This is a genomic window from Janibacter melonis, assembly GCF_020567375.1.
GTDB lineage: Bacteria > Actinomycetota > Actinomycetes > Actinomycetales > Dermatophilaceae > Marihabitans > Marihabitans melonis.
Genome location: NZ_JAJBZM010000002.1, coordinates 655,507 through 676,463, shown reverse-complemented (window position 1 = coordinate 676,463; position 20,957 = coordinate 655,507). Strand labels below are relative to the sequence as shown.

The 20,957-nt window shown below is 73.4% G+C and carries 17 protein-coding genes, 1 tRNA gene and 1 pseudogene; 9 read left to right on the top strand and 10 right to left on the bottom strand.

The genetic code is table 11. The annotated features are described in order from the left end of the window. Positions 1 to 2 precede the first annotated feature (2 nt). A complete protein-coding gene (locus tag LIV55_RS09385; RefSeq protein ID WP_229300005.1) occupies positions 3 to 1,046 on the bottom strand; it encodes an amidohydrolase family protein in 1,044 nt (347 codons plus the stop codon). Between the two features lie 323 nt (positions 1,047 to 1,369). Between LIV55_RS09385 and LIV55_RS09380 the strand changes: the two genes are divergently transcribed. Beyond that, positions 1,370 to 2,857 carry an AAA-type ATPase lid domain-containing protein gene (locus LIV55_RS09380; RefSeq protein ID WP_229300004.1) on the top strand — a complete coding sequence of 496 codons (1,488 nt, stop codon included), beginning with the start codon at positions 1,370 to 1,372 and terminating at the stop codon, positions 2,855 to 2,857. A gap of 44 nt (positions 2,858 to 2,901) precedes the next feature. Further along, positions 2,902 to 3,387: a cupin domain-containing protein gene (locus tag LIV55_RS09375; RefSeq protein ID WP_229300003.1), complete on the top strand. Its 486-nt coding sequence runs from the start codon at positions 2,902 to 2,904 to the stop codon at positions 3,385 to 3,387. 5 nt (positions 3,388 to 3,392) lie between these two features. On the opposite strand, the gene LIV55_RS09370 is transcribed toward LIV55_RS09375, so the two are convergent. Beyond that, on the bottom strand, positions 3,393 to 4,970 hold the full coding sequence (locus LIV55_RS09370) for a bifunctional NAD(P)/FAD-dependent oxidoreductase/class I SAM-dependent methyltransferase (RefSeq protein WP_191563911.1): 1,578 nt from the start codon (positions 4,968 to 4,970) through the stop codon (positions 3,393 to 3,395). 67 nt (positions 4,971 to 5,037) lie between these two features. Here LIV55_RS09370 and LIV55_RS09365 point away from each other — a divergent pair, with 67 nt between their 5' ends. After that, the gene (locus tag LIV55_RS09365; RefSeq protein WP_123092332.1) at positions 5,038 to 5,598 is read left to right on the top strand and encodes a helix-turn-helix domain-containing protein; all 561 of its coding nucleotides are present in this window, start codon (positions 5,038 to 5,040) and stop codon (positions 5,596 to 5,598) included. 73 nt (positions 5,599 to 5,671) lie between these two features. Here LIV55_RS09365 and LIV55_RS09360 read toward each other — a convergent pair. After that, a tRNA-Ala gene (locus LIV55_RS09360) sits at positions 5,672 to 5,747 on the bottom strand. Between the two features lie 99 nt (positions 5,748 to 5,846). Here LIV55_RS09360 and LIV55_RS09355 point away from each other — a divergent pair. Continuing rightward, positions 5,847 to 7,169 carry an AI-2E family transporter gene (locus LIV55_RS09355; RefSeq protein WP_191563912.1) on the top strand — a complete coding sequence of 441 codons (1,323 nt, stop codon included), beginning with the start codon at positions 5,847 to 5,849 and terminating at the stop codon, positions 7,167 to 7,169. Positions 7,170 to 7,272: 103 nt separating this feature from the next. On the opposite strand, the gene LIV55_RS09350 is transcribed toward LIV55_RS09355, so the two are convergent. The 3 genes from LIV55_RS09350 to LIV55_RS09340 all read right to left on the bottom strand — a co-directional run bounded on the left by LIV55_RS09350 (position 7,273) and on the right by LIV55_RS09340 (position 10,532). Then, positions 7,273 to 8,190 (bottom strand): SepX/GlpR family protein, encoded by a 918-nt coding sequence (locus LIV55_RS09350; protein WP_191563913.1) that lies wholly within the window; start codon positions 8,188 to 8,190, stop codon positions 7,273 to 7,275. Positions 8,191 to 8,481: 291 nt separating this feature from the next. Continuing rightward, positions 8,482 to 9,141, bottom strand: a complete 660-nt coding sequence (locus LIV55_RS09345; RefSeq protein WP_229300002.1) for a GNAT family N-acetyltransferase — start codon at positions 9,139 to 9,141, stop codon at positions 8,482 to 8,484. Next, positions 9,138 to 10,532 (bottom strand): UTP--glucose-1-phosphate uridylyltransferase, encoded by a 1,395-nt coding sequence (locus tag LIV55_RS09340; protein ID WP_229300001.1) that lies wholly within the window; start codon positions 10,530 to 10,532, stop codon positions 9,138 to 9,140. The genes LIV55_RS09345 and LIV55_RS09340 overlap by 4 nt, the downstream gene beginning before the upstream one ends. 24 nt (positions 10,533 to 10,556) lie before the next feature. Here LIV55_RS09340 and LIV55_RS09335 point away from each other — a divergent pair, with 24 nt between their 5' ends. Continuing rightward, positions 10,557 to 11,165, top strand: coding sequence for a 5-formyltetrahydrofolate cyclo-ligase (locus tag LIV55_RS09335; protein WP_229300000.1), 609 nt, complete (start codon positions 10,557 to 10,559; stop codon positions 11,163 to 11,165). Here LIV55_RS09335 and LIV55_RS09330 read toward each other — a convergent pair. Next, complete coding sequence (locus LIV55_RS09330) at positions 11,140 to 13,800, bottom strand: penicillin acylase family protein (protein WP_308012901.1); 2,661 nt, start codon at positions 13,798 to 13,800, stop codon at positions 11,140 to 11,142. The genes LIV55_RS09335 and LIV55_RS09330 overlap by 26 nt on opposite strands. A gap of 38 nt (positions 13,801 to 13,838) precedes the next feature. Between LIV55_RS09330 and LIV55_RS09325 the strand changes: the two genes are divergently transcribed. Both LIV55_RS09325 and LIV55_RS17210 read left to right on the top strand, forming a co-directional pair. After that, the gene (locus LIV55_RS09325) at positions 13,839 to 15,365 is read left to right on the top strand and encodes a potassium/proton antiporter (RefSeq protein WP_191563916.1); all 1,527 of its coding nucleotides are present in this window, start codon (positions 13,839 to 13,841) and stop codon (positions 15,363 to 15,365) included. Between the two features lie 126 nt (positions 15,366 to 15,491). Then, a pseudogene (locus LIV55_RS17210) lies at positions 15,492 to 15,632 on the top strand (FmdB family zinc ribbon protein); the annotation flags it as partial. A gap of 62 nt (positions 15,633 to 15,694) precedes the next feature. Here the strand turns inward: LIV55_RS17210 and LIV55_RS17205 are convergent. Further along, a complete protein-coding gene (locus LIV55_RS17205; protein ID WP_229300380.1) occupies positions 15,695 to 15,904 on the bottom strand; it encodes a hypothetical protein in 210 nt (69 codons plus the stop codon). A 26-nt stretch (positions 15,905 to 15,930) separates the two neighbouring features. Here LIV55_RS17205 and LIV55_RS09310 point away from each other — a divergent pair, with 26 nt between their 5' ends. Together LIV55_RS09310 and LIV55_RS09305 are read left to right on the top strand one after the other, a co-directional pair. Then, a complete protein-coding gene (locus LIV55_RS09310; protein WP_229299999.1) occupies positions 15,931 to 16,566 on the top strand; it encodes an SAF domain-containing protein in 636 nt (211 codons plus the stop codon). A gap of 121 nt (positions 16,567 to 16,687) precedes the next feature. After that, a complete protein-coding gene (locus tag LIV55_RS09305) occupies positions 16,688 to 17,062 on the top strand; it encodes an MscL family protein (protein WP_191563177.1) in 375 nt (124 codons plus the stop codon). Positions 17,063 to 17,142: 80 nt separating this feature from the next. On the opposite strand, the gene LIV55_RS09300 is transcribed toward LIV55_RS09305, so the two are convergent. Together LIV55_RS09300 and LIV55_RS09295 are read right to left on the bottom strand one after the other, a co-directional pair. Next, positions 17,143 to 17,343 (bottom strand): hypothetical protein, encoded by a 201-nt coding sequence (locus LIV55_RS09300; protein ID WP_191563178.1) that lies wholly within the window; start codon positions 17,341 to 17,343, stop codon positions 17,143 to 17,145. Further along, a complete protein-coding gene (locus LIV55_RS09295; protein ID WP_229299998.1) occupies positions 17,340 to 20,945 on the bottom strand; it encodes a PDDEXK-like endonuclease domain-containing protein in 3,606 nt (1,201 codons plus the stop codon). Before LIV55_RS09295 ends, LIV55_RS09300 begins: the two co-directional genes overlap by 4 nt. Positions 20,946 to 20,957 lie beyond the last annotated feature (12 nt).

Here is a 20,957-nt window from a genome sequence, read left to right as displayed (position 1 = left end):
CGTCACACGCTCGCGAGGTCGGCGGCCGACGGGTCGCGCGGACCGGTCTGCGTCGCACCCGCGTCCGGCAGCTGCAGCTCGGCGGGCACGTCGATGCCGTACATCTTCGCGGCGTTGAGACCGAGGATCTTCTTCTTCTGCTCGAGGGTGATCGGCGCGTACTCCGTCATGTCCTCGGGGATCTGGAAGTCGACGAAGGCCTCGACGAGCCACCGCGGCGTCCACAGCGCGTAGTCGCTGGAGAAGAAGATGCGGTCCTCGCCGATCCAGTAGAGGAGCTCGCCGATGATCTGCGCGAAGTAGCGCGGCCGGGTGTGCATGAAGGGCATGGCGACGGCGAGCCCGCCGTAGACGTTCGGCTCCTGGGTCGCGATCCAGCAGAAGTCCTCGAGGCGCGGCAGCCCGACGTGCTCGACGACGAAGTTGAGATCGGTGAAGTCGGTCGCCGCGTGATCGACGTCGGCGACGTCGAAGGCGTCCCGGTCGAGCGGGCGGATCGTCGGGCCCTTGTGGACGTGGATGTTCGTGATGCCGAGGGCACGGCACTCCTCGAAGTACTTGTACGCCCACGGGTCGTCGAGCTTCCACCCGCGCGACTCGCCGTGCCACTCGGCGGTGTAGAGCTTGACCCCCGTGAAGCCCATCCGCTCGTGGTCGGCCCGCAGCTGGTCGAGCCCCTGCTCGCCGTAGCGCGGGTCGAAGTTGTGGTTGTACGTCAGCTTGTCGGGGTGCGCCTGGGCCAGCCCGAAAGCCTCCTCGGTCTGCCCGAAGCCGCGGTGGTAGAACTCGGTGAGCGCGGCCGGCTGGAAGATCGCGTGGTCGACGTAGCCGTCCTCGAAGAGATCCTTCATGAGGCGGTCACCGCCCTGGTAGAGGTAGTCCTCGTAGCTCCACGTCTCGCTCTCGGGCGAGAGGTTGCGGTGGTAGTCGTAGAAGCAGTCGATGAACTGCTTGCCGTGCTCGTTGCGCAGGTTCTCCGGCCGCGCGTCCCACAGGGCGATGTGGGCGTCGACGATGAAGTAGCTCTCGCCGTCCTTGGTGTACATGGACCTCTCCTTCCCGCGACCTCGTCGTCGCGGACGGTGACCCCGACGTCGTCGTCTCGGGACGCCTCCGACGCTAGGCAGCAGCCGAAGGGGGCAGAAGGGGGTGCCCGTCTCACTTTGAGACACCCCCTCCTCGCTGGTAGAGGTGCGACGAGCACCCCGTCCGCTGGTAGAGGTGCGACGAGCACCCCGTCCGCTGGTCGAGGTGCGACGACGCCCCTTGCTGGTCGAGGTGCGACGAAGGAGCCTCGAGACCACCCCCTTCGGCCCCTCGCGCGTCCCAGGGCCGCGGGCTACCGTCACCTCAGCGAAGGAGGTCGACGATGACCGCCGAGGACCACGTCGTGCCGCAGCGGGCGATGACGCACGCGAAGGGGGATCCCGTCGCGCCCTCGCACCGCCTGCTCGCCTCCTGGCGACGCAGCGAGGAGTACGGCGTGCCGCTCGACGGCGTCGACCCGGCCTGGACGGGCTCGATCTCGACCGACTCCCTCTTCTACGAGTGCGGCCAGGCGGTCCTCGCCGGCCTGCACAAGACCCTCGTCGACGAGCCGCTCAGCCTCATGCTCACCGACGCCGACGGGCTCGTCCTCGACCGGGTCTCCGGCGACACCTCGCTCCTGCGGGCGCTCGACCGCGTGCACCTGGCACCCGGCTTCGCCTTCTCCGAGCGCGACGCGGGGACCAACGGGCTGGGCATGGCCCTGGCCGACCGCACCCCCTCCCTCGTGCGCGCCGAGGAGCACTACAGCGCCGGCCTGGCGATCTACACCTGCGCCGCGGTACCCGTGCTCAACCCCGTCACCGGCGACCTCGAGGGCTGCGTCAACCTCACGACGTGGTCCCGCTCCTCTGCAGGACTGCTCCTCGCCCTCGCGGAGTCGGCGGCGACCTCGACGAGCGCCCTCATGCTCGCGCGCTCCGGCGGTCACGCACCACGCCCACCGGCCCGCGGCGGGGTCTTCCGGGTGCAGCGAGCGCGTCTCGAGCCGGCCTCCGGCACCCTGCGCGCGATGTCGACGTCGTGGACGGAGGCGCAGGCCGCGACGACCCGCGCCCTGCACGACGGGCACGTCGTCGCGGCCGTCGGCGAGCCCGGCTCCGGTCGGGCGACGCTCCTCGGCCAGGCCCTGCGGGCTGCGCACCCGCGCATCCGCATCCTCAGCGCCGACGTCCCCGCCCCCGACGACGTCGAGGCCTGGTTGTCGTTGTGGACCCCCGAGCTCGCCAAGCCGGACACCGCGGTCGTCGTCGAGAACGTCGACCTCCTGCCCGCCTGGGCTGCCCAGGAGCTGTACGCCCGGGCGTCCTCGGCGGTCGCCTCGCGCGCGGGCGCGTCGGGGACCCTCACCTGGGCGGTCACCGCCCGCGACCTCGACTCGGTGCCCGCGCCGCTCGCCGCCCTCGTCGGCACCGTCGTGCCGGTCCTCCCCCTTCGCGAGCGCCCCGACGACGTCCTCGCCCTGGCCCGGTGGGCCGCCCACCAGACCCGGATGCGCGAGATCGACCTCACCCCCGCCGCCGAGCGCGCGCTGCTCGCGCACGACTGGCCGGGCAACGCCGACGAGCTCGTCCGGGTCGTCCACGACGCGGCGACCCGCGCCGAGACCATCGACGTCCGGCACCTGCCGCCCGCCTTCTCCGCGTCCGGCCCCCGGCTCTCCCGCCTCGAGACGGTCGAGCGCGACGAGATCGTCCGCGCTCTCGCCGACCCCGGCCGCAGCGTCGCCGAGGCGGCCGCCGAGCTCGGGATGAGCCGGGCCACGATCTACCGCAAGCTGCGCCACTACGGGATCCGCCGCCCGGGCTGACCGCCGCCGACCACCCCTTCACGAAGGACAGAGAGGGCCCGCCGATGTCGCTCCCCCGCCCCTACCCGCCGCCGACCCACGAGGCACCCGAGGGCGAGGCGAGCGCGTGGCTGCGGCGCTCGAGCACCCCGCCGGAGATCAGCTACAGCAACGGCGGGACGTGCGAGTACCTCGCCACCGGCGACCAGACGGCGCACCGCTTCGGGCTCTACCGGTGGACATTCGGCGAGACCGAGTCCGGGCCCGACCCGCACTTCCACCGCTCGATCTCCGAGCAGTTCTACGTGCTCTCGGGCGAGGTGCGCCTCTACGACGGGCGGGCATGGGTGACCGCCCGGCCGGGAGACTTCCTCTACGTGCCCGAAGGGGGCATCCACGGCTTCCGTGGCGCGGGGCCGGCCTCGATGCTCCTCATGTTCGCCCCTGGCGGCCCGCGCGAGGACTACTTCGAGACCCTCGCGCGGGGCGAGCCGATGAGCGATCAGGAGCGCGCCGACTTCATGGACCGGCACGACACCTTCTGGGTCTGAGCGGGTCAGCCCACCCGGCGGGCGCGCAGCACCGCGTCGGTCACGTCGATCTCCTCGCCGGTCTCGGGGTGCGCCTGGGTCCGCGGTCGCGCCGCGCACACCTCGACCTCGAAGCCCTCGGGCAGCGCGGGCGCGAGCTCCTCGGCGGTGAACATGAACGTCGCGTGCCCGTGGCGCAGACCCGTGCTGAGGTCGCCGGGGTGGTGGCCGACGACGAGCAGGGTGCCGCCGGGGGCGACGGCCGACGCCAGCCGACGGACGACATCGGGCATGCCGCCGTCGGGCAGGTGGAAGAAGTGCGAGGTGACGAGGTCCCACGTCTCGCCGCCCGGCTCGAAGGTCCGCACGTCGACACGACGGGTCTCGACCCGGTCGCCGACCCCGACCTGGGCGGCGTGCTCAGAGGTGCGGCCCAGCGCGGCGTCGGCGAAGTCGACGGCCGTCACCTGCCATCCCTGCCCGGCGAGCCAGATCGCGTCTCCCCCTTCGCCGCAGCCGATCTCGAGCGCGCGACCCGGCGTGAGCGACGGCGCCTCCGCGGCGAGCTGGGCGTTGACCCGGCCGCTCCACACGCGGTCGCCCGAGTAGCGCTCCTCCCACGCATCTCGCTCGAAGAAGCCCTCGCGTCGCTGCGCCGCGGCCAGGGTCGCGTCCGCCGTGGCGAGCTCGGCGTTGATCCAGGCACCGACGCGGACGCCGTGGGCGGCGGAGGCGACGAGGATCATCGCGATGTCGGTGGCGTTGCCCGCGGCGAAGACGCCGGGCACGCTCGTCGCGCCGGTGGGCTCGACGGCGATGACCGAGCCGAGCTCGGTCCCGTGCATCTCGAAGGGGGTCGCCTCGATGCCGAGAGGGCGCAGGTAGTCGGTGCGCACGTGGGGCCTGCTGGCGACGACGACCGCGTCGCGCTCGAGGATCGTGCCGTCGGCGAGGCGCAGGCCGACGAGGCGGTCGCCGTCGGAGACGACCTCCTGAGGGGTGCCGTGCAGGACTCGCACCCCGATCGCACCGAGCCGCTCGAGCTCCTCGTCGGGGATCTCGACGCCGTCGTGCACGACGACGACCACGTCGTCGCTCAGCTGGCGGAAGAGCAGGGCCTGGTGGCCGGCCATGGGCGAGGTGGCGAGCACGGCGATCCGCCGGTCGCGGACCTCCCAGCCGTGGCAGTACGGGCAGTGCAGGACGTCGACGCCCCACCGATGCGCGAGGCCGGGCACGTCGGGCAGCTCGTCGACCACGCCGCCGGTGACGAGGACGCGGCGGGCCATGACCCGACGGCCGCCCTGCGTCGTCACGAGGAAGGCGTCGACCTCGCCGGAGACCGCGACGACGCGGTCGGAGAGGATCTCGACCCCGTACTGGGCGACCTCGGCGCGGCCGATCTCGAGCAGCTCGAAGGGGGAGACCCCCTCGCGCCCGAGGTAGTTGTGGGCGTGGTCGGCGGGGGCGTTGCGGGGCTCGCCGGCGTCGATCACGAGGACCGAGCGCTTCGAGCGGCCGAGCGCCATCGCGCCGCTGAGGCCGGCGGCGCCGCCGCCGATGACGACGACGTCGTAGGTCTGGGGGGTGGGGTTCTCGTCCATAGGACGATGGTGCGACCACTCTCGCACTTTTGACAAACATTCTTGCCGTCCTGGCAAACTAGGACGCATGACCGACGACGACGTGCTCCGCGGGGTCGGCCCCCGCCTGCGCCAGCTGCGCCTCGAGCGCGAGGCGACCCTCACCGATCTCGCCGAGGAGACCGGCATCTCGGTGAGCACGCTGTCGCGGCTCGAGTCAGGCCAGCGCAAGCCGACCCTCGAGCTCCTGCTCCCCCTGGCCCGCGCCCACCGGGTCGCGCTCGACGAGCTCGTCGACGCCCCCGAGACCGGCGACCCGCGCATCCGCTCCAAGCCGGTCGTCCGGCACGGCCGGACCTTCATCTCGCTCACCCGGCGGCCGGGCGGGCTGCAGTCCTTCAAGATGGTCATGCCCGTCGAGACCAACCCGGCCCCGACGCTGCAGACCCACGAGGGCTACGAGTGGCTCTACGTCCTCAACGGCCGGATCCGTCTGCTGCTCGGCACGCGAGACCTCATGCTCGAGCCGGGCGAGGTGGTGGAGTTCGACACCCGCACCCCGCACTGGATCGGCAACCCGGGCCCGGCGCCGGCCGAGGTGCTCGCGATCTTCGGGCCCCAGGGCGAGCGGATGCACGTCCGCTCATGAGCGCTGCCCGTCCGCCAAGTCAGCGCCCCGGAGACGACGAAGACCCCGGCCGATCCCGGCCGGGGTCTCACGCTGGTGGAGCTGAGGGGATTCGAACCCCTGACCTTCTCATTGCGAACGAGACGCGCTACCAACTGCGCCACAGCCCCAGGTGCAGCGGCAACGATAACCCAGCGTCCGGGCCCGGTCCAAACGGCTAGGCTCCGTCGGTCAGGGCGCTCGCGCCTCCCCCTTCGGCAAGGACGTCCATGCCCACGGACCACGAGCCGGATCCCGCCCAGACGGACGAGACCGACGCCACCCGCTCGCTGCGCCACCGCATCACCGAGGCCGTCGTCACTGCCCGGGAGCGCCAGGCCGGACCTCCCCCGCGACCGCTCGTCGTCGAGGTCCCCGCAGACGCGACCGCCGAGGCCGACCGCAGCCACGTGCCTCCGCTCGTGCGCGCCGCGAGCGAGTGGACGTGGCGCCTGCTGCTCATCGCCGCCGGCATCGCCGCGCTGATCTACCTCGTCGGCTTCCTCTCCGAGGTGACCTACCCGATCATCGTCGCGATCCTCCTCGCGGCGCTGCTCGAGCCGCTCTTCCGCCGGCTCGCCTCCTTCATGCCGCGTGGGCTCGCCGCGATCATCACCGTCCTCGGCACGCTGGCGGTGATCGTCGGGCTCTTCAGCTTCGTCGTCAACCAGTTCGCCGCCCAGCTGCCGGACCTCGTCGGGCAGGTCGGCCAGGGCGTCGACCAGATCCGCACGTGGGTCCTCACGACCTTCAACCTCAGCGACGGCGAGCTCACCGGATACCTCGACCGAGCGCGGGAGAGCCTGGGCCAGAGCGAGATCGGCGGCCGCGCCGCCCAGGCTGGCCTCACCGTCGGGCACCTGCTGGCCGGCGCGGCGATCACGATGTTCGCCCTCTTCTTCTTCCTCTACGACGGCCCCCAGATCTGGGGCTGGGTGGTGCGCCTCTTCCCCCGCACCGTGCGCGCGAAGGCCATCTCCGGCGGCCGCATCGCATGGGGCCAGCTGCAGGCCTTCACCCGGGCGACGATCCTCGTCGCGGCCGTCGACGCGCTCGGCATCGGCCTCGGCGCGCTGGTGCTCGGCGTCCCCTTCGCCTCCGGCATCGGGCTGCTCGTCTTCCTCGGCGCCTTCATCCCCGTCATCGGCGCGCTGCTGTCCGGATTCATCGCCGTCGTCCTCGCGCTCGTCGCGAAGGGCCCCGTCGTCGCGCTCATCATGCTCGGCGTGGTCGTCGTCGTGCAGCAGGTCGAGGCGCACCTGCTGCAGCCGCTCCTGCTCGGCCGCGCGGTCCGCGTGCACCCGCTCGCCGTCATCCTCGGCATCGCCGCCGGTGTCGTCGTCGGCGGCATCTTCGGCGCGCTCGTCGCCGTGCCGCTCATCGCGGTGCTCAACGCCGTCGGGCACCACCTGCTCGACCCCGAGCCGCCGGGTGTCGACGAACCGGAAGACCTCCTCACGCCCGCGGAGCAGGCGGAGGTCGAGGAGGACGTCGACGAGAGCGAGGAGATGGCCCGCATCGAGCCCGGTGAGCGCGGCCCCTACGACACATGAGGGACGCCCCCTTCGCCCCCGCAGGTGGGGACGAAGGGGGGGAGACAGACGAGTGGCCGCTACGCGAGGTGCGTAGCGGCCACTCGTGCGCGACGAAGGGGGGTCAGCTGCCGACAGCGCGCTGCGGGGCGACGACGTCGTCGTCGATCGCGTCGAGGACCTGCGGGGTGTCCTCGGCCGGGGCGTCCTCGACGACCGGACGGGCGCCCGCACGGGCCTTCATCGTGTAGGTCGGGCGCGGGACCGGCACCGGCTCCCACGTGCCCTCGCGGTCGTCGACGACCGCTGCGGGCGCCTCGACCTCGGCGGGCTCGGCGGGAGCGGTCTCGACCGGCGCGGAGACGTCGAAGGGGGCGTCCGTCGCGAGAGTCTGCGACACGGCGGCCTCGGCGACGGCCCGCTCGGGCTCGTCGACGACGACCTCGGTCGTGGTCTCGGCGTGCACGGGCGCGCGGCGCGGGGCGGGGCGACGCGCGGGGGCGGCGGCCTCACGGGAGCGGCGACGGGCGAGGTGCTCCTCGCGGCGACGCGCCTCGGCGGCCTTGACGTCCTGGCGCAGCCACCCGAAGGAGCCGAGCAGACCGACGAGCAGCAGACCGGTGACGAGCCACGGCAGCGAGCCGAAGGCGGAGAAGAGGAAGGCGATCGGCAGCAGGACGAGGTGGCCGAGGAAGGCCAGACCGCGGACCTGACGGGGGGCGTCGACGACGGCGGAGACGACCGCGAGACGGCCCGACCCCTCGTCCTCGAGCTCGGGCTCGTGCACGGGGGCCTCCGGGACGGTGACGGTGCGCTTGACGACGACCTCAGGTCGTGCCGCGCGGGCGGGCGAGACCGCGTAGGAGCGCGCGGGCTCCTCGGTCTGGCTCAGCCGGTGCGAGTCGAGGACGCGCATGGCGGCGGAGAACCGGTCGACGGAACGGACGGTCGCGAGGTGATCACGGCGGCGCACCCAGTACTGCACGAGATACGCAGCCCAGATCGCGACGACGACCACGAAGATGAGGCTGCTCGACTGCACGATCCGAACACTATGGAGGGCAAGGGCGCTCGTCGGTCAGGCCATCCGGTGTGTCGCAGATGTTGCCTGCTGTGAATCGTGGTGCGTGTGTGGTTTGGAGGCTCGCTGGCGCTCGCGCCTCAACCACCAAGGCAACTCGTTGCTGGTCGAGGTGCGACGAAGGAGCCTCGAGACCACCTCGACCAGCGATGGAGCCATTGCTGGTCGAGGTGCGACGAAGGAGCCTCGAGACCACCAGCGAAGGGGCGGTTTCGAGGCTCGCTGGCGCTCGCACCTCAACCAGCGAGCACCTCAGCGGGCGGGGACGCGCCGAGCGCCGACACGGCCGAGGAGGCCGGCGGGCTCGATCTCCTCGGCGGTGACAGCGAAGCTGCGGTGGTCGCGCCAGTCGCCGTCGATGTGCAGGTAGCGCTTGCGCAGGCCCTCGTCGCGCAGCCCGAGCTTGCGCACGACGGCGAGCGAGGCGGAGTTCTCCGGGCGGATGTTGATCTCGACGCGGTGCAGGCCGACGTCACGCAGCACGTGGTCACCGGCGAGCGCGACCGCCGCCGGCATGAGCCCGCGCCCGGCGACGTCGTGGATGACCCAGTAGCCCATCGTGCAGGAGCGGAAGGAGCCCAGGACGATCGAGCTGACGTTGAGCTGGCCGACGATCTGACGGTCCACCTCGAGCACGAAGGGCAGGGCGGTCCCCCGTCGCGCATCCGCCTCGAGCCGGCCGAGGTACTCGCGGAAGGCGACGCGCGGGGGCGAGGGCAGCGGCGAGGTCGCGTCCCACGGGCCGAGCCACGTCGCGTTGGCCGCGCGGGCGCCGAGGAACTCGCCCTCGTCGCCGGGGCGAAGGGGGCGCAGCAGCACCCGCTCGCCCGCGGCGGTCTGCGCGGCGAGCCGCACCGGCCAGCGCACCGGCTCGGCGGGGCGGCGGCGCAGCCGGCTGACCAGCCGCGTCACGTCAGCTCGTGCCGACCCTGCAGGTGGGTGCCGTCGGGCACCTCGGCCGCGCCGTCGGCGACGACCTTGACGTCGCCCTCGCAGGTGACGTCGGACCCGAAGGTCACCTCGCCGTGCACGGCGAAGGAGGAGCAGCCGGCGAGCGAGGGCGAGCCGTGCGGCAGCAGCCGGTCGAAGTCGGCGATGTACTTGTAGTGGTCGTCGAGGTCGATCGCCGGGTCGGGCTGGTCGCTGAGACCGCGCACGAGCATGTCGTCGTCGAGCTCGAAGAGGTCGCTGCGCAGCAGGAGCAGCTCGTTCGTCGTCTTCACCGGGCGGAAGCGGCTGCGCGGCACGCGGATCGCCTGGCTGCCCTCGAAGCGCTCGATCGCCGTGCCCATCGCCGACTCGACCTGGATGACCTTCGTCGAGGTCTTGTCGGTGGGGTCGACGGTCTTGCGGTTGATGACGATCGGCAGGCCGAGGACGCCGTCGCTGGCCTCCATCCGCTCGGCGAGCGCGTCGACGCTCACCCAGAGGTTGTTCGTGTGGAACCACTGGTGACGACGGTTGTCCTGGAAGTAGTGGTCCTCGCCGTCGGCGACCATCGCCGTGTCGCGCAGGATGAGCCGCCCGTCCTCCTTGCGGATCGCGAGGTGGCCGCCCTTGCGGTCGTTCGCCGTACGGGTCGTCACCTCGGCGGCGTAGGGGACGTCCTCGCGCAGCAGCCACGCGGCGATGTCGGGGTCGCAGCTCGCGCCGAGGTTGTCGGCGTTGGAGAGGAAGACGTACTTGATCCCCTGCTCCTGCATCTGGGCGAGGATCCCCGACGCGGCGAGTGCGACGTAGACGTCGCCGTGGCCGGGCGGGCACCACTCGAGCGAGGGGTCGGCCGGCCACTCCACCGGGGCGAGGTCGTCGGCGCGCAGCTTCGGCTCGCGGCTCTGGATGAAGTCGAGGGGCAGCGACTGCTCGCGCAGCTGCGGGTAGGCCTCGAGCAGCTCGAGGGACTGCTCGTGGGTGCGGAAGGAGTTCATGAGCAGCAGCGGCGGGCGCACGCCGTAGCGCTCGCCGAGCGCGATGACCTGCCGGGCGATGATGTCGAGGAAGGTCAGCCCCTCGAGCGCCACGAGCGCGGTCTTCGGCCCGGACATGCCCATGCTCGTGCCGAGCCCGCCGTTGAGCTTGACGACGGCCACGCGCTGCAGCGCCTCGCGTCGCTCGTCGTCGCTGACGTCGAGGTCGGCGAGCTCGGGCAGGTCGCCCATCGGCTCGATCGTGTCCTCGGGGATGACGCCCTGCGCGCCCTCGGCGAGCTGGTGCCAGTACGCCTCGAAGACCGCGATCGCCCGCCGGTCGACCCCCTGGTCACGCATCTTCTCCAGCGACAGCTCCAGCGCCTCAGGGGTCATGGCGCCCACCCTACGATGAGGCAGGTGACGCAGGAGGGTCCCGGGCAGAGCACGTCCACGGTTGCCGCGAAGCGCGAGCTGAGGGCCGCTCTGCGCGCCCGCCGCCGGGCCGTCGTCGCCACCCGGGACCTCGCCGCGGACGCCTCGGCGCTCGCCCGCCACGTCCTCGACCTGGCGGAGGACGCCGGCGCCCAGCAGAGTGCCGAGGGCGAAGGGGTGCCCCTCGCCCTGTCGTACGAGTCGCTCCCTCACGAGCCGCCCACCGGTGAGCTCAACCGCGCGCTCGTCGCCGCGGGCTGGCGGGTGCTCGTGCCCCTCACGCTGCCCGACCTCGACCTCGACTGGTGCGACGTCACCGACGCCGAGCGCACCCCGCTCGGCCTCGACTCCCCGTCGCGTGCCGACCTCGCCCTCGTCCCGGGGCTGGCGGCCGACCCCTTCGGCACGCGGCTCGGCCAGGGCGGCGGCAGCTACGACCGGGCGCTCGCCCGGCTCTCGCCGCACGCCCCGGTCGTCCTGCTCCTCCACCCCGGCGAGCGCACCGACGAGCCCCTGCCCGCCGAGCCCCACGACCGACCGGTGAGCGCCGTGCTCACCGCCGAGGGGGTCACTCCTTCTTCGGCTCGAGGGTGAGCTCGTCGTCCTTCGCGTCCTGGACGGCCGACTCGCTGAAGCCCCACGGGTAGGTCTCGCCGCGCGCCCACGCCTCGGCCTGGTCGGTGTAGTGGTCGCTGAAGGGCCGACCGCTCTGCCCGGTCTGGTTGACCCAGCGCGACGCGTCGAGGTCGCCGAGGTCGACCACCATCCGCATCGACGGCGCGGCGGTGACCTCGTACCCCTTCGACGCGTCCCACGACGTCGCGTTGACGATCGAGCTGCCGCCGGAGACCTCGTACCCGCCGCGGTTGAAGAGCGCGCGGACCGGCCCGGGCACGCCCTCGCCGCCGAGCACCTGGTGCTCGAAGTCGGCGGTGTGCAGCTGGCCCCACTGCCAGTCGACCGGCTCCTTGCCGAGCCGCTTCGTCAGCTCCAGGCGCGCGTCGACCATCGCCTGGCGCAGGATCTCGTCACGCCCCTCGACGAGGCCCGGGGTGAGCTTGTTGTCCCACCAGCCCGAGCGCGGCTTGTCGAGCAGGGCCGTCACGGACTGCATCTGGGTCGAGCCGCCGCTGGCCTGCAGGTCGGTCGGCAGGTCGTCGTTGAAGGTGAGGCGCACGACGTTGGACCACACGGCGTTGAAGTACGCGGCCGCCGCGCTGTCCTCGCCCGGTCCCGCCGGCTGGGTGTAGTCCCACTCGGCGAGCAGGTCGCGGGCCTCGGTGACGAAGGGGTCGTCGAGCGTGATGCGCATGAGGTGCGGCACGAGCGTCGGGGCGAACTCGTTGCGGCTGTCGTCCTGGATGCGCAGCATCTTCTCGGGGGTCACCTCCTCCTCGCTCGTCAGCAGGTCGAGGATGCGCTGGGCCCGGTAGCCGTAGTCCCAGTCGGAGGTGAGGTAGGGCGTGCGGCGCTCGGTGACCATCTGGTTGGCCGTGACGATCACGCCGTCGTCGGGGTTGAGCACCCAGGGCAGGTCCTCGAAGTCGACGAAGCCCTGCCAGTCGTAGCGGCTGTCCCACCCGGGCGCCGGCAGCTCGCCGGGGGTGACGCCCGTGCCGCGGTCGCGCCGGATCGGGATCGCTCCTGGCGCCTGGTAGCCGATGTTGCCCTCGGTGTCCGCGTAGATCAGGTTCTGGCTCGGCACGGAGAAGTCGCGGGCTGCGTCGCGGAACTCGTCCCAGTCCTTCGCCGTGTTGAGCGCGAAGATCGCGTCGGCCGTCGTGCTCGGGGTGAGCGCGGTCCACGCGAGCGAGACGGCCTGGTCGCCCGTGCCGCCCCCGTCGTCGCCGCGCTCGCCGGCCTCGGCGACGCCGGGCAGGACGTCGGACATGATCGGGCCGTGCGTCGTCGAGCGCACGGTGAGCTCGACGTCGTCGCCGCCGGCGACCTTGATGACCTCCCGGCGCGTGGTGAGCGGCACCTGCTTGCCGTCACGGGTGTAGCGGCCGGAGTCGTCGTCGACGAGCTCGAGGTAGAAGTCGGTGACATCGGGCCCGAGGTTGGTGAAGCCCCAGGCGATGTCGGCGTTGTGCCCGATGACGACACCGGGCAGACCGGCGAAGGAGTAGCCGCTCACCTCGAGCGGGCACTGGGCGGTGACCTCGCGGCAGTGCAGCCCGACCTGGTACCAGATGCCCGGCATCGAGATGCCGAGGTGCGGGTCGTTGGCGAGCAGCGGCTTGCCCGTCGAGGAGCGCTCGCCGCTGACGACCCAGGAGTTCGAGCCGATGCCCTCGCCCTGGCCGAGCAGCTGGGGCACGGTGTCGACGGCCTGCTGGGTCGACGCGAGGACCCGACGGGTCTCGTCGTCGGAGAGCTCGGGCTCCGGCGTCGAGGAGCCGGCGGGCTCCCCCTTCGGCGAGGGGGTGGACGACGGACCGGACGAAGGGGTGGCCGCGGGGGCGACGCTCTGCGCGCCGCCGGCGGAGGTCGCGCCACCGCTGCGGCTCGTCGCCGGCCACTCGTCGGGCGAGAGGATCGGCTGGTGGCCCTCGGAGTCGTAGGGCGGGAAGAGGTCGGCGAGCATCGAGTCGGAGACGACACCGGACAGGCGGGCCCGGGTGAGCTCCTCGTCGTAGTTGCCGCGCAGGTCCCAGGCCATCGCCTTGAGCCAGGCGAGGGAGTCGACGGCCGACCACTGCTCGACGCGGTAGTCGGGGTTCTGCTGCCCGAGCACGGTGTACTCGAGCGCCATGTCCCCCGGCTCGCCCTGGTCGGAGATCCACGCGTTGACGCCCTCGGCGTACTCCTGCAGCGCCTGGCGGGTGCTCGGCTCGAGCATCGGCAGCTCGGCCTCGGCGACGCGGCGCCAGCCCATCGTGCGGATCACGCGGTCGGTCTCGACGCCGGGCTCGCCGACCATCTCGGCGAGGCGACCGGCGGTGATGTGCCGGCGCAGGTCCATCTCGAAGAAGCGGTCCTGCGCGTGGACGTAGCCCTGCGCCCGCATGAGGTCGCCGAGCGTGTCGGCGTAGATGTCGGGCACGCCGCGGTCGTCGCGGACCACGGTGACCGGCGCGCTGAGCCCGCTGATCTGCAGGGTGCCGGAGGTCTTCGGCTGGGTCCGGCTCACCTGCATCCAGGCGAGGACGGAGAGCGCGAGGACGACGACGAGGACGACGGCCGCTGCGATGAGCAGGCCGCGCCGGAGGGAGGCGAGCGATGGCACCCTGCGAGACTAACGACCGGACGAGACGGAGGTGAGCGGTGCTGGCGAGCGCAGGTGGGACGGGCTGGGACCCTCAGGACCTCGCACGTGTGCTCCTCGTCGCCTCCGGCGTCCTCGTCGTGTGCATCGCCGCCGTGCGGGCCACCGCCCGGTCGGGCCTGCCGACCCTGCTCATCTACCTCGCCATCGGGCTCGTCCTCGGCGAAGGGGTCATCGGCATCGACTTCGAGTCCGACGCGGTCGGGCAGGTGCTCGGCTACGCCGCGCTCGTGCTCATCCTCACCGAGGGCGGGCTGACGACGAGGTGGTCGGCGATCCGCAGGTCCGTCGCCCCGGCGGCCGCGCTGTCGACGGTCGGGGTCGTCGTCTCGGTGCTCGTCACCGCGGTCTGCGCGCACTGGCTGCTCGGGCTCGACTGGCACATCTCCATGCTCATCGCGGCGGTCGTCAGCTCGACCGACGCCGCCGCCGTCTTCTCCGTGCTGCGGCGCGTCCCGCTGCCCAGGCGGCTGTCGGGGATGCTCGAGGCGGAGTCGGGCTTCAACGACGCGCCGGTGGTCATCCTCGTCGTCGCGCTCTCGGCGCGGGCCGCGGACCCGGCGCACGCCGAGCCGTGGTGGCTGCTCGGCCTCACCGCGACGCTCGAGCTCGTCGGCGGCGGGATCGTCGGGATCGTCGTCGGCTACCTCGGCGGGCAGCTCGTGCGCCGGACCGCGTCGGTGACGTCGGGGCTCTTCTCCATCGGGGTCATCGCCGTGTCGGTCCTGGCCTACTCGGTCGCCGTGAGCGCGCACACCTCCGGCTTCATCGCCTGCTACCTCGCCTCGCTCGTCATGGGCAACATGACGATGCCGCACCGGGCGGCGATGCTCGGCTTCGCCGAGTCGGTGGGCTGGCTCGCGCAGATCGGGCTCTTCGTCATGCTCGGCCTGCTCGCCTCGCCGAGCACGCTGCTCGAGCAGGTGCCCGCGGCGCTGCTCCTGGGCTTCGCGCTGCTGCTCGTCGCCCGGCCGCTGTCGGTGATCGTGTCGCTCACCCCCTTCGGCGTCCCCTGGCGCGACCAGGCCTTCTTGTCGTGGGCCGGGCTGCGCGGCGCCGTGCCCGTCGTGCTCGCCACCGTGCCGGTGACGATCGGGGCGCGCGGGGTCGACTGGGTCTTCGACCTCGTCTTCGTGCTCGTCGTGCTCTTCACGCTCATCCAGGCGCCGACCCTGCCGTGGGTGGCCCGCCGGCTGGGGGTGACCGAGGTGGCGCTCGCGACCGACGTCATGGTCGAGTCCGAGCCGCTGGAGCGGCTGGGCGCCGACCTCGTCGAGGTGAGCGTCGGCGAGGGCTCGCGGATGCACGGCGTCCGGGTCTTCGAGCTGCGGCTGCCGAAGGGGGCCAACGTCTCCCTCGTCGTCCGCGACGGCGAGTCCTTCGTGCCCGGGTCGCAGACCCTCGTGCGCGCCGGCGACCAGCTGCTCGTCGTGTGCGGCCGAGGCCTGCGCCGCGACGTCGAGCGCCGCCTGCGTGCGGTGAGCCGCGACGGCCGCCTCGCCGGCTGGCACCGCCCCTCCCCCTGACCCGGCTCGCCCCACCCCACCCCCCTTCGCCGAGCACCGCTCGTCGTCCGTGAGGCCCGCTCCTCGCGGGCCGGCGACGACCGGGTCTCGCGGACCACGAGCGGGCTTCGGCGAAGGGGGGCCGCGGTGGACGTGGTAAGGGGCACCCCTTCGCACTTCTTATACTTGGGACTCGTGCCTACCTATGCCTACGCGTGCGCCGACTGCGGCCATGCCTTCGACGCGGTCCAGTCCTTCAGCGACGACGCCCTGACGCAGTGCCCCGAGTGCGGTGGCACCCTGCGCAAGAAGTTCGGCTCGGTCGGCGTCGTCTTCAAGGGCGGCGGCTTCTACCGCAACGACTCCCGCGCGGCCAACGGCTCGAGCTCGGGGTCGTCGAGCTCCTCCAGCGCGACGTCGAGCAGCACGAGCAGCGAGTCCACGAGCAGCAGCTCGGACTCGTCGAGCACGTCGTCGACCTCCTCCTCGAGCGCGTCGTCCACAAGCACCTCGAGCACGAGCACCTCCTCCACACCCTCGGCCTGACGCCTGGCCGGCACCGGCGACTCTGCCTAGCGTCACCGGCATGGCCGACCTCCTCGCGACCCAGCTGCCCTCGCTCTTCGGACCGGGCCGCCGCCCCGCGTGGCGACGACGGGTCGCGCGTCGCCTCGTCGCGGCCGCCGCCCTCTGCCTGGCGCTCACGCTGGCTCTCGGTCAGCAGGCCCCCGAGCCCACCCGCGCCGTCCTCGTCGCGAGCGCCCACGTCCCACCCGGCACCGAGGTGCTCGCCGAGGCCGTCGCCGTCGTCGACCTGCCGCGGTCCGCAGCCCCCGACGGTGCGCTGACCAGACCCGACGAGGCCGTGGGCCGGATGGCCACCGTCGCCATCGGCCCCGGCGAGGTCATCACCCCCGCCCGGGTCCTCGGCTGGGACCCTGCGTCCGCCGGACGGGGACGCCGGCTCGTCACCCTCCCCCTCCTCGGCGCGGCGCGATCGCTGACCGTCGGTGACCGGGTGGACGTCTACAGACCCGGCCGGCGCGAGCCCGTGGCGACCGGCGCCACCGTGGTCGCCATCCCATCGACGACGGACGACCTCGCCGCCGTGCCCGAGCCGACCGCCGTCGTGTCGCTGCCCGTCGCCGCCGCCGGTGACGTCGTCGACGCGCTCGGTGCGGACGCCGCGACGGGCTTCGTCCTCACGACCCGAGGGGGGTGATCTGGGAGCGCGCCACGCCGAGAGAGGTGCTGATGTTGCAGGTGGGGCCGGGGACTTCCATCCTTGGTCCGAAGGTGCGCTCCCGCACCGGCACCCCTACCCCTGTGAAGGACGGCTCGCCATGAAGGGTTTCAAGGACTTCCTCATGCGGGGCAATCTCGTCGAGATCGCCACCGGTCTGATCATCGCCACCGCGTTCGCCGCGGTCGTCACCGCGTTCACCAATTTCCTCCTCGAGGCCATCGGCAAGGTGACCGGGGGCAAGAACTTCGACTTCGACAAGCTCGAGATCTTCGGCTTCAAGACCGTCGGCCCCTTCCTCACCGCGCTCGTCGCCTTCGTGATCATGGCGGCGGTCGTCTACTTCGGCGTCATCAAGCCCTACCAGGCCATGCGTGAGCGCTTCGTCGCCAAGGAGGAGGAGACCACCGCTGAGGACATCGAGCTCCTGCGCGAGATCCGCGACGAGCTGCGCGCCGGCCGCGGCAAGATCTGATCGCACCACCAGCGGCCGCCACAGCCGCGACGACGACGGGGTGAGGGCCGGCCGGCCCTCACCCCGTCGTCATGCCTCGGTCAGCCCCAGTGAGGCGGACGCTGCTCGAGCAGCCAGCGCTCGCGCTCGTCGCCGGCCGTCGGCTCGTCGCCGGAGGTCGCCGCCGGACGGCGGCGGGGACGCTCGTCGGCCTGCTCGCTCGCCGCCCGAGCCGCCTCCGAGGTGCCGGGGTGGGTCGCGCGACGGTTCCGCCGACGAGGTGGGGTCGGCTCCTCGCTCATCGCCCGCGCTCCCGGTCGATCTCGACGCAGGCCTGGTGCAGGGCGCGCAGGACCTTCGCCTCCTGGCGGGCCGGGTCGGCGAAGATGTCGGTCGCCCACAGCCGCAGGTGCCGCCACCCCAGCGCCGTGAGCTCGCCGGGCAGGATCCGGTCGCGCTGCCGGGCGCCGGCCCGGGTCGCGTACTCGGGGCCGTCGATGCTCACCGCGAGCTGGTAGCCCGGGTAGTCGGGGTCGCCCACGGCGATGTCGACACGGTGACCGGCCTGCCCGACACCGAGCTCGACCTCGAGCCCGGCCGAGCGCAGCCGCTCGACGAAGCCGACGACGAGCGGCCCGGGCTCCACCCGCGGGGTGCCCGCGACCGGCGTGGGGTCGGCCTCGAGCTCGACGAGCACGTGGCGCAGCGCCTCGACGCCGGAGGTCCTCGGCGCACCCGTGAGACCGGCGGCCCGCAGACCGGTGACCCAGTCGACCTGGTGTCGGCCACGGGTGAGCGCGGTCGCGACGAGACGGTCGCCGCCGGGGGCCATGAGCGCGGCGGTCGCACCGGTCGACGGCGCACCGGAGCCCGGCGCGGAGACCGGTCCGACGCTCACGACGACGCGGTCGCGCTGCTCGCGCTGCCAGCGCAGCACCGGCTTGACGACGAAGGGGGCGGGCAGCGCGGCCGCCGCGGCGGTGAGCTCCGGACGGGCGCGGAGCGTGTCGGCGACGGCGGAGCGGATCGCGGCCGCGTGCGCCTCGTCGAAGGTGACGACGCCGAGCGAGCTCGACGGGTCGGCGAGCGCCTCGGCGACGAGGGCGGCGACGAGCTCGACCTCGGCGCTAGCGGTGTCGGAGTCCACGCGGCGCAGCCGCGGCGTGGGGTCGCCGGTGGGCGACGGGGTGTGGACGACGCCCCGCTCGCGGGCCGACGGGAGCCAGGGGCGTGGGTCACCGCTCGTGCGAAGCGGGACCACCGGCAGACGGTCCTCGGCGACGTCGGCCAGACCGGGCGCGGTCGGCGCCGGCGGCACGACGGCGGGGTCGGTCGTCCAGGTGCCCGGTCGCTGCTGTGTCGTGTCGCCGACGACGACCACCTGGCCGCCCCGGGCCAGCGCAGAGGCGGTGCGGGCGAGGGTGGTCCGGCTCGCGTCGTCGACGACGACGACGTCGAAGCGCTCCTCGGGCGGCAGGAGGAGGCCGACGGCGAGCGGGCTCGTCATCCAGCAGGGCGCTGCCGCGCGCAGCAGGTCGCCCCACGTGCTCACCGCGTCGTACCAGCGCGGGGCGCCCGGGCCGCGTCCGGCCGCGGCGTGGGCGACGGCATGGGCCATGCGCCGGTGCCCCCGCGCGGTCTCGCGGTAGCGGCGGCGCTGCTCGGCGGCGAGGTCGTAGGCGTTCGCCCGCACGGTCGCGGCATCCGCGAGGACGAACTCGGAGAGCGCGGCGTCGAGGTCGGAGCCGGCCACCGCTCCGTACCGCTTGTCGACCTGACCGATCTCGGCGAGCACCGACATCCACCACACGTAGCGCAGCTCGTCGCCCACGGCGGGGCGGGGCACCCGGCGGGTGGCGAGGTCGTCGACGACCTCGCCGAGACCCAGGTCGTCGAGGGCGTCGAGGTCGGCCCGCGTCCCCGACGCGGCGACCGCGCCTGCATGATCGCGCCGCAGCGCCGACAGGCGCGAGCGCAGCTCGTCGGTCGGCAGGTCGACGAGGTGCCCGTCCGCCGGGGGCGCGGCGGCCTCGACCGACTCCAGCGCGGAGTGCACCCGCTCGTAGGCTCGGTGCGCGTCGTCGATGGTCGCGGGGATGCGCGGCCGGCCGCCGCCGCCGACGAGGGCGGCCCAGGCCTGGCGCTGCTCCTGCGCGGCGAGGAGAGCGGCGTGCAGGTCCTCGGGCGGACGCCCGGGACGAAGGTGCGCGCGGGCCTGGCGCACGAGACGGCGCCGCTCGAGCATCCCGAGCCCGGGTGCCCCGCCGGTCGCGTCGATGAGCGGGTCGATGGGGGCGTCGAAGAGCTCGGGCCGGAAGACGTCGAGGGTGTCGCGGATCCGCTCGACGGCGGAGAGGAAGCGTCCGTGGTCGCCCGGCGACTGGGCGACCGGCTCCGTGATGTCGCGGAAGACCTCGGCCATCGTCGTCTCGAGCGCCGCGAGGTCGCGGTCGAGCAGCGTCGTGATGGTGTCCTCGACGCGCCGCACGTCGTCGTCGCCCGCCACCCGGCCCCGCCACCACGGCGAGGCCGCGCTGCGGCGCTCCCAGCCGAAGGCCGCGGCGACCCGCTCGACGGTCTCGGCCGCGCCCTCCATGGCGTCGAGGTCGAGCCGGGCGAGCACCCCGCGGGGCAGGCGCACCCGCGAGCGCGGGGGCGACTTCGCGGCGGAGAGCGCGACGACGTGGTCGTGGGCGTCGGCGATGCTCACGCCCCACGGCTCGCGGGCGAGGTGCACGGCCTGCGCGTGCCCGTCGAGGACGGAGGCGGCGAGCGCGGCATCACGACGGCTGGCGCGAGCGTCCCCTTCGCGCTGCGGGTCCGGCTCGGGCCACCGCTGCGTGATGACGTTCGGGTCGACCGGCGCGGTCGGGTCGGTGATGTGCAGGGCGAGATCGGCCAGGCCGACGTCGTCGAGGCGCTCGCGGACCGCGCTCAGGGCGCCGGTCTTCTCGCAGACGACGAGGACGCGACGCTGGTCGCCCGCGCACTGCGCGACGAGCGCGGCGACGAAGCGGGCGGCGTCGACACCGGGGGGCGCCTCGACGAAGAGGTCCTCGCCCGCGGCGACCCGGTCGAGCGCGCCCTGCTGGTCCTCCGGCAGGTCGAAGACGCTGCGGTCGACCCCTTCGGGCGCGCGGCGGCTCTCGCGCGGGTCGGGCGGGGTGAGCTGCTCGGCGGGCGCGTCACCGACGAGCCGGGTGATGACCGGGTGCGCGGTCACGGCCTCCTCGACGGCGGCGAGGTCGGAGATCGCCTCAGCCTTGCCGTAGGGATAGGCGCCGAGGCTGAGCGACGGCGTGATCTCGAAGCCCGGCACCTGGGCGCACAGCGTCGAGAGGGCGGCGTAGACCGGCTCGGGGTTGAAGCCCCCACGCCCGGTGTCGCGCCCCCGGTCGAGGGTGCGGGTGAGGGCGCCGGGGTTGCCGATCCGGGTGCGCAGCGCGGCGACGAGCGCAGGGTTGAGCTCGACGTCGGCGACGAAGTGCAGCCGCATGTCGCCGTCGAGCTCGGTCGGCTCGAGGTCGACGCGGCGCAGGATCACGGGGGCGGCGGGGCGCCGGGCCTCGTCCTTCGTGTGCCAGGTCGCGGTCCCCATCGCGAGGAAGCAGGTGCTCAGCCCGTGCTCCTCGGCGATGACGTCAGCGCGGGCCCGCAGACGGGCGGCCGCGCGCTGCGCCGCGAGGCGTGACTCGGTCTCGCGGACGAGGTCGCCGAGCCGCACCGTGCGACCCGCGAGCAGCATGGCGACGCCGCCCGGGTGGGCGCGGGTGAGCGTGACGACCTCGGAGGTGTCGCGACGCGGCCAGACGAGCGTGTTCGGCCCGCCGAGGTCCATGAGCTCCTCGCGCCACTGCCGCATCGGGCCCGGTGTCGGGGGCGGTGCGGGGGGCGTCGCGGTCACGCCCCAGAGGCT

Excerpts from the sequence above, each read along its gene's own strand:
- LIV55_RS09385 (WP_229300005.1), bottom strand. The coding sequence starts at position 1,046 with ATGTACACCAAGGACGGCGAGAGCTACTTCATCGTCGACGCCCACATC.
- LIV55_RS09380 (WP_229300004.1), top strand. The coding sequence starts at position 1,370 with ATGACCGCCGAGGACCACGTCGTGCCGCAGCGGGCGATGACGCACGCG.
- LIV55_RS09375 (WP_229300003.1), top strand. The coding sequence starts at position 2,902 with ATGTCGCTCCCCCGCCCCTACCCGCCGCCGACCCACGAGGCACCCGAG.
- LIV55_RS09370 (WP_191563911.1), bottom strand. The coding sequence starts at position 4,970 with ATGGACGAGAACCCCACCCCCCAGACCTACGACGTCGTCGTCATCGGC.
- LIV55_RS09365 (WP_123092332.1), top strand. The coding sequence starts at position 5,038 with ATGACCGACGACGACGTGCTCCGCGGGGTCGGCCCCCGCCTGCGCCAG.
- LIV55_RS09355 (WP_191563912.1), top strand. The coding sequence starts at position 5,847 with ATGCCCACGGACCACGAGCCGGATCCCGCCCAGACGGACGAGACCGAC.
- LIV55_RS09340 (WP_229300001.1), bottom strand. The coding sequence starts at position 10,532 with ATGACCCCTGAGGCGCTGGAGCTGTCGCTGGAGAAGATGCGTGACCAG.
- LIV55_RS09310 (WP_229299999.1), top strand. The coding sequence starts at position 15,931 with ATGGCCGACCTCCTCGCGACCCAGCTGCCCTCGCTCTTCGGACCGGGC.
- LIV55_RS09305 (WP_191563177.1), top strand. The coding sequence starts at position 16,688 with ATGAAGGGTTTCAAGGACTTCCTCATGCGGGGCAATCTCGTCGAGATC.
- LIV55_RS09300 (WP_191563178.1), bottom strand. The coding sequence starts at position 17,343 with ATGAGCGAGGAGCCGACCCCACCTCGTCGGCGGAACCGTCGCGCGACC.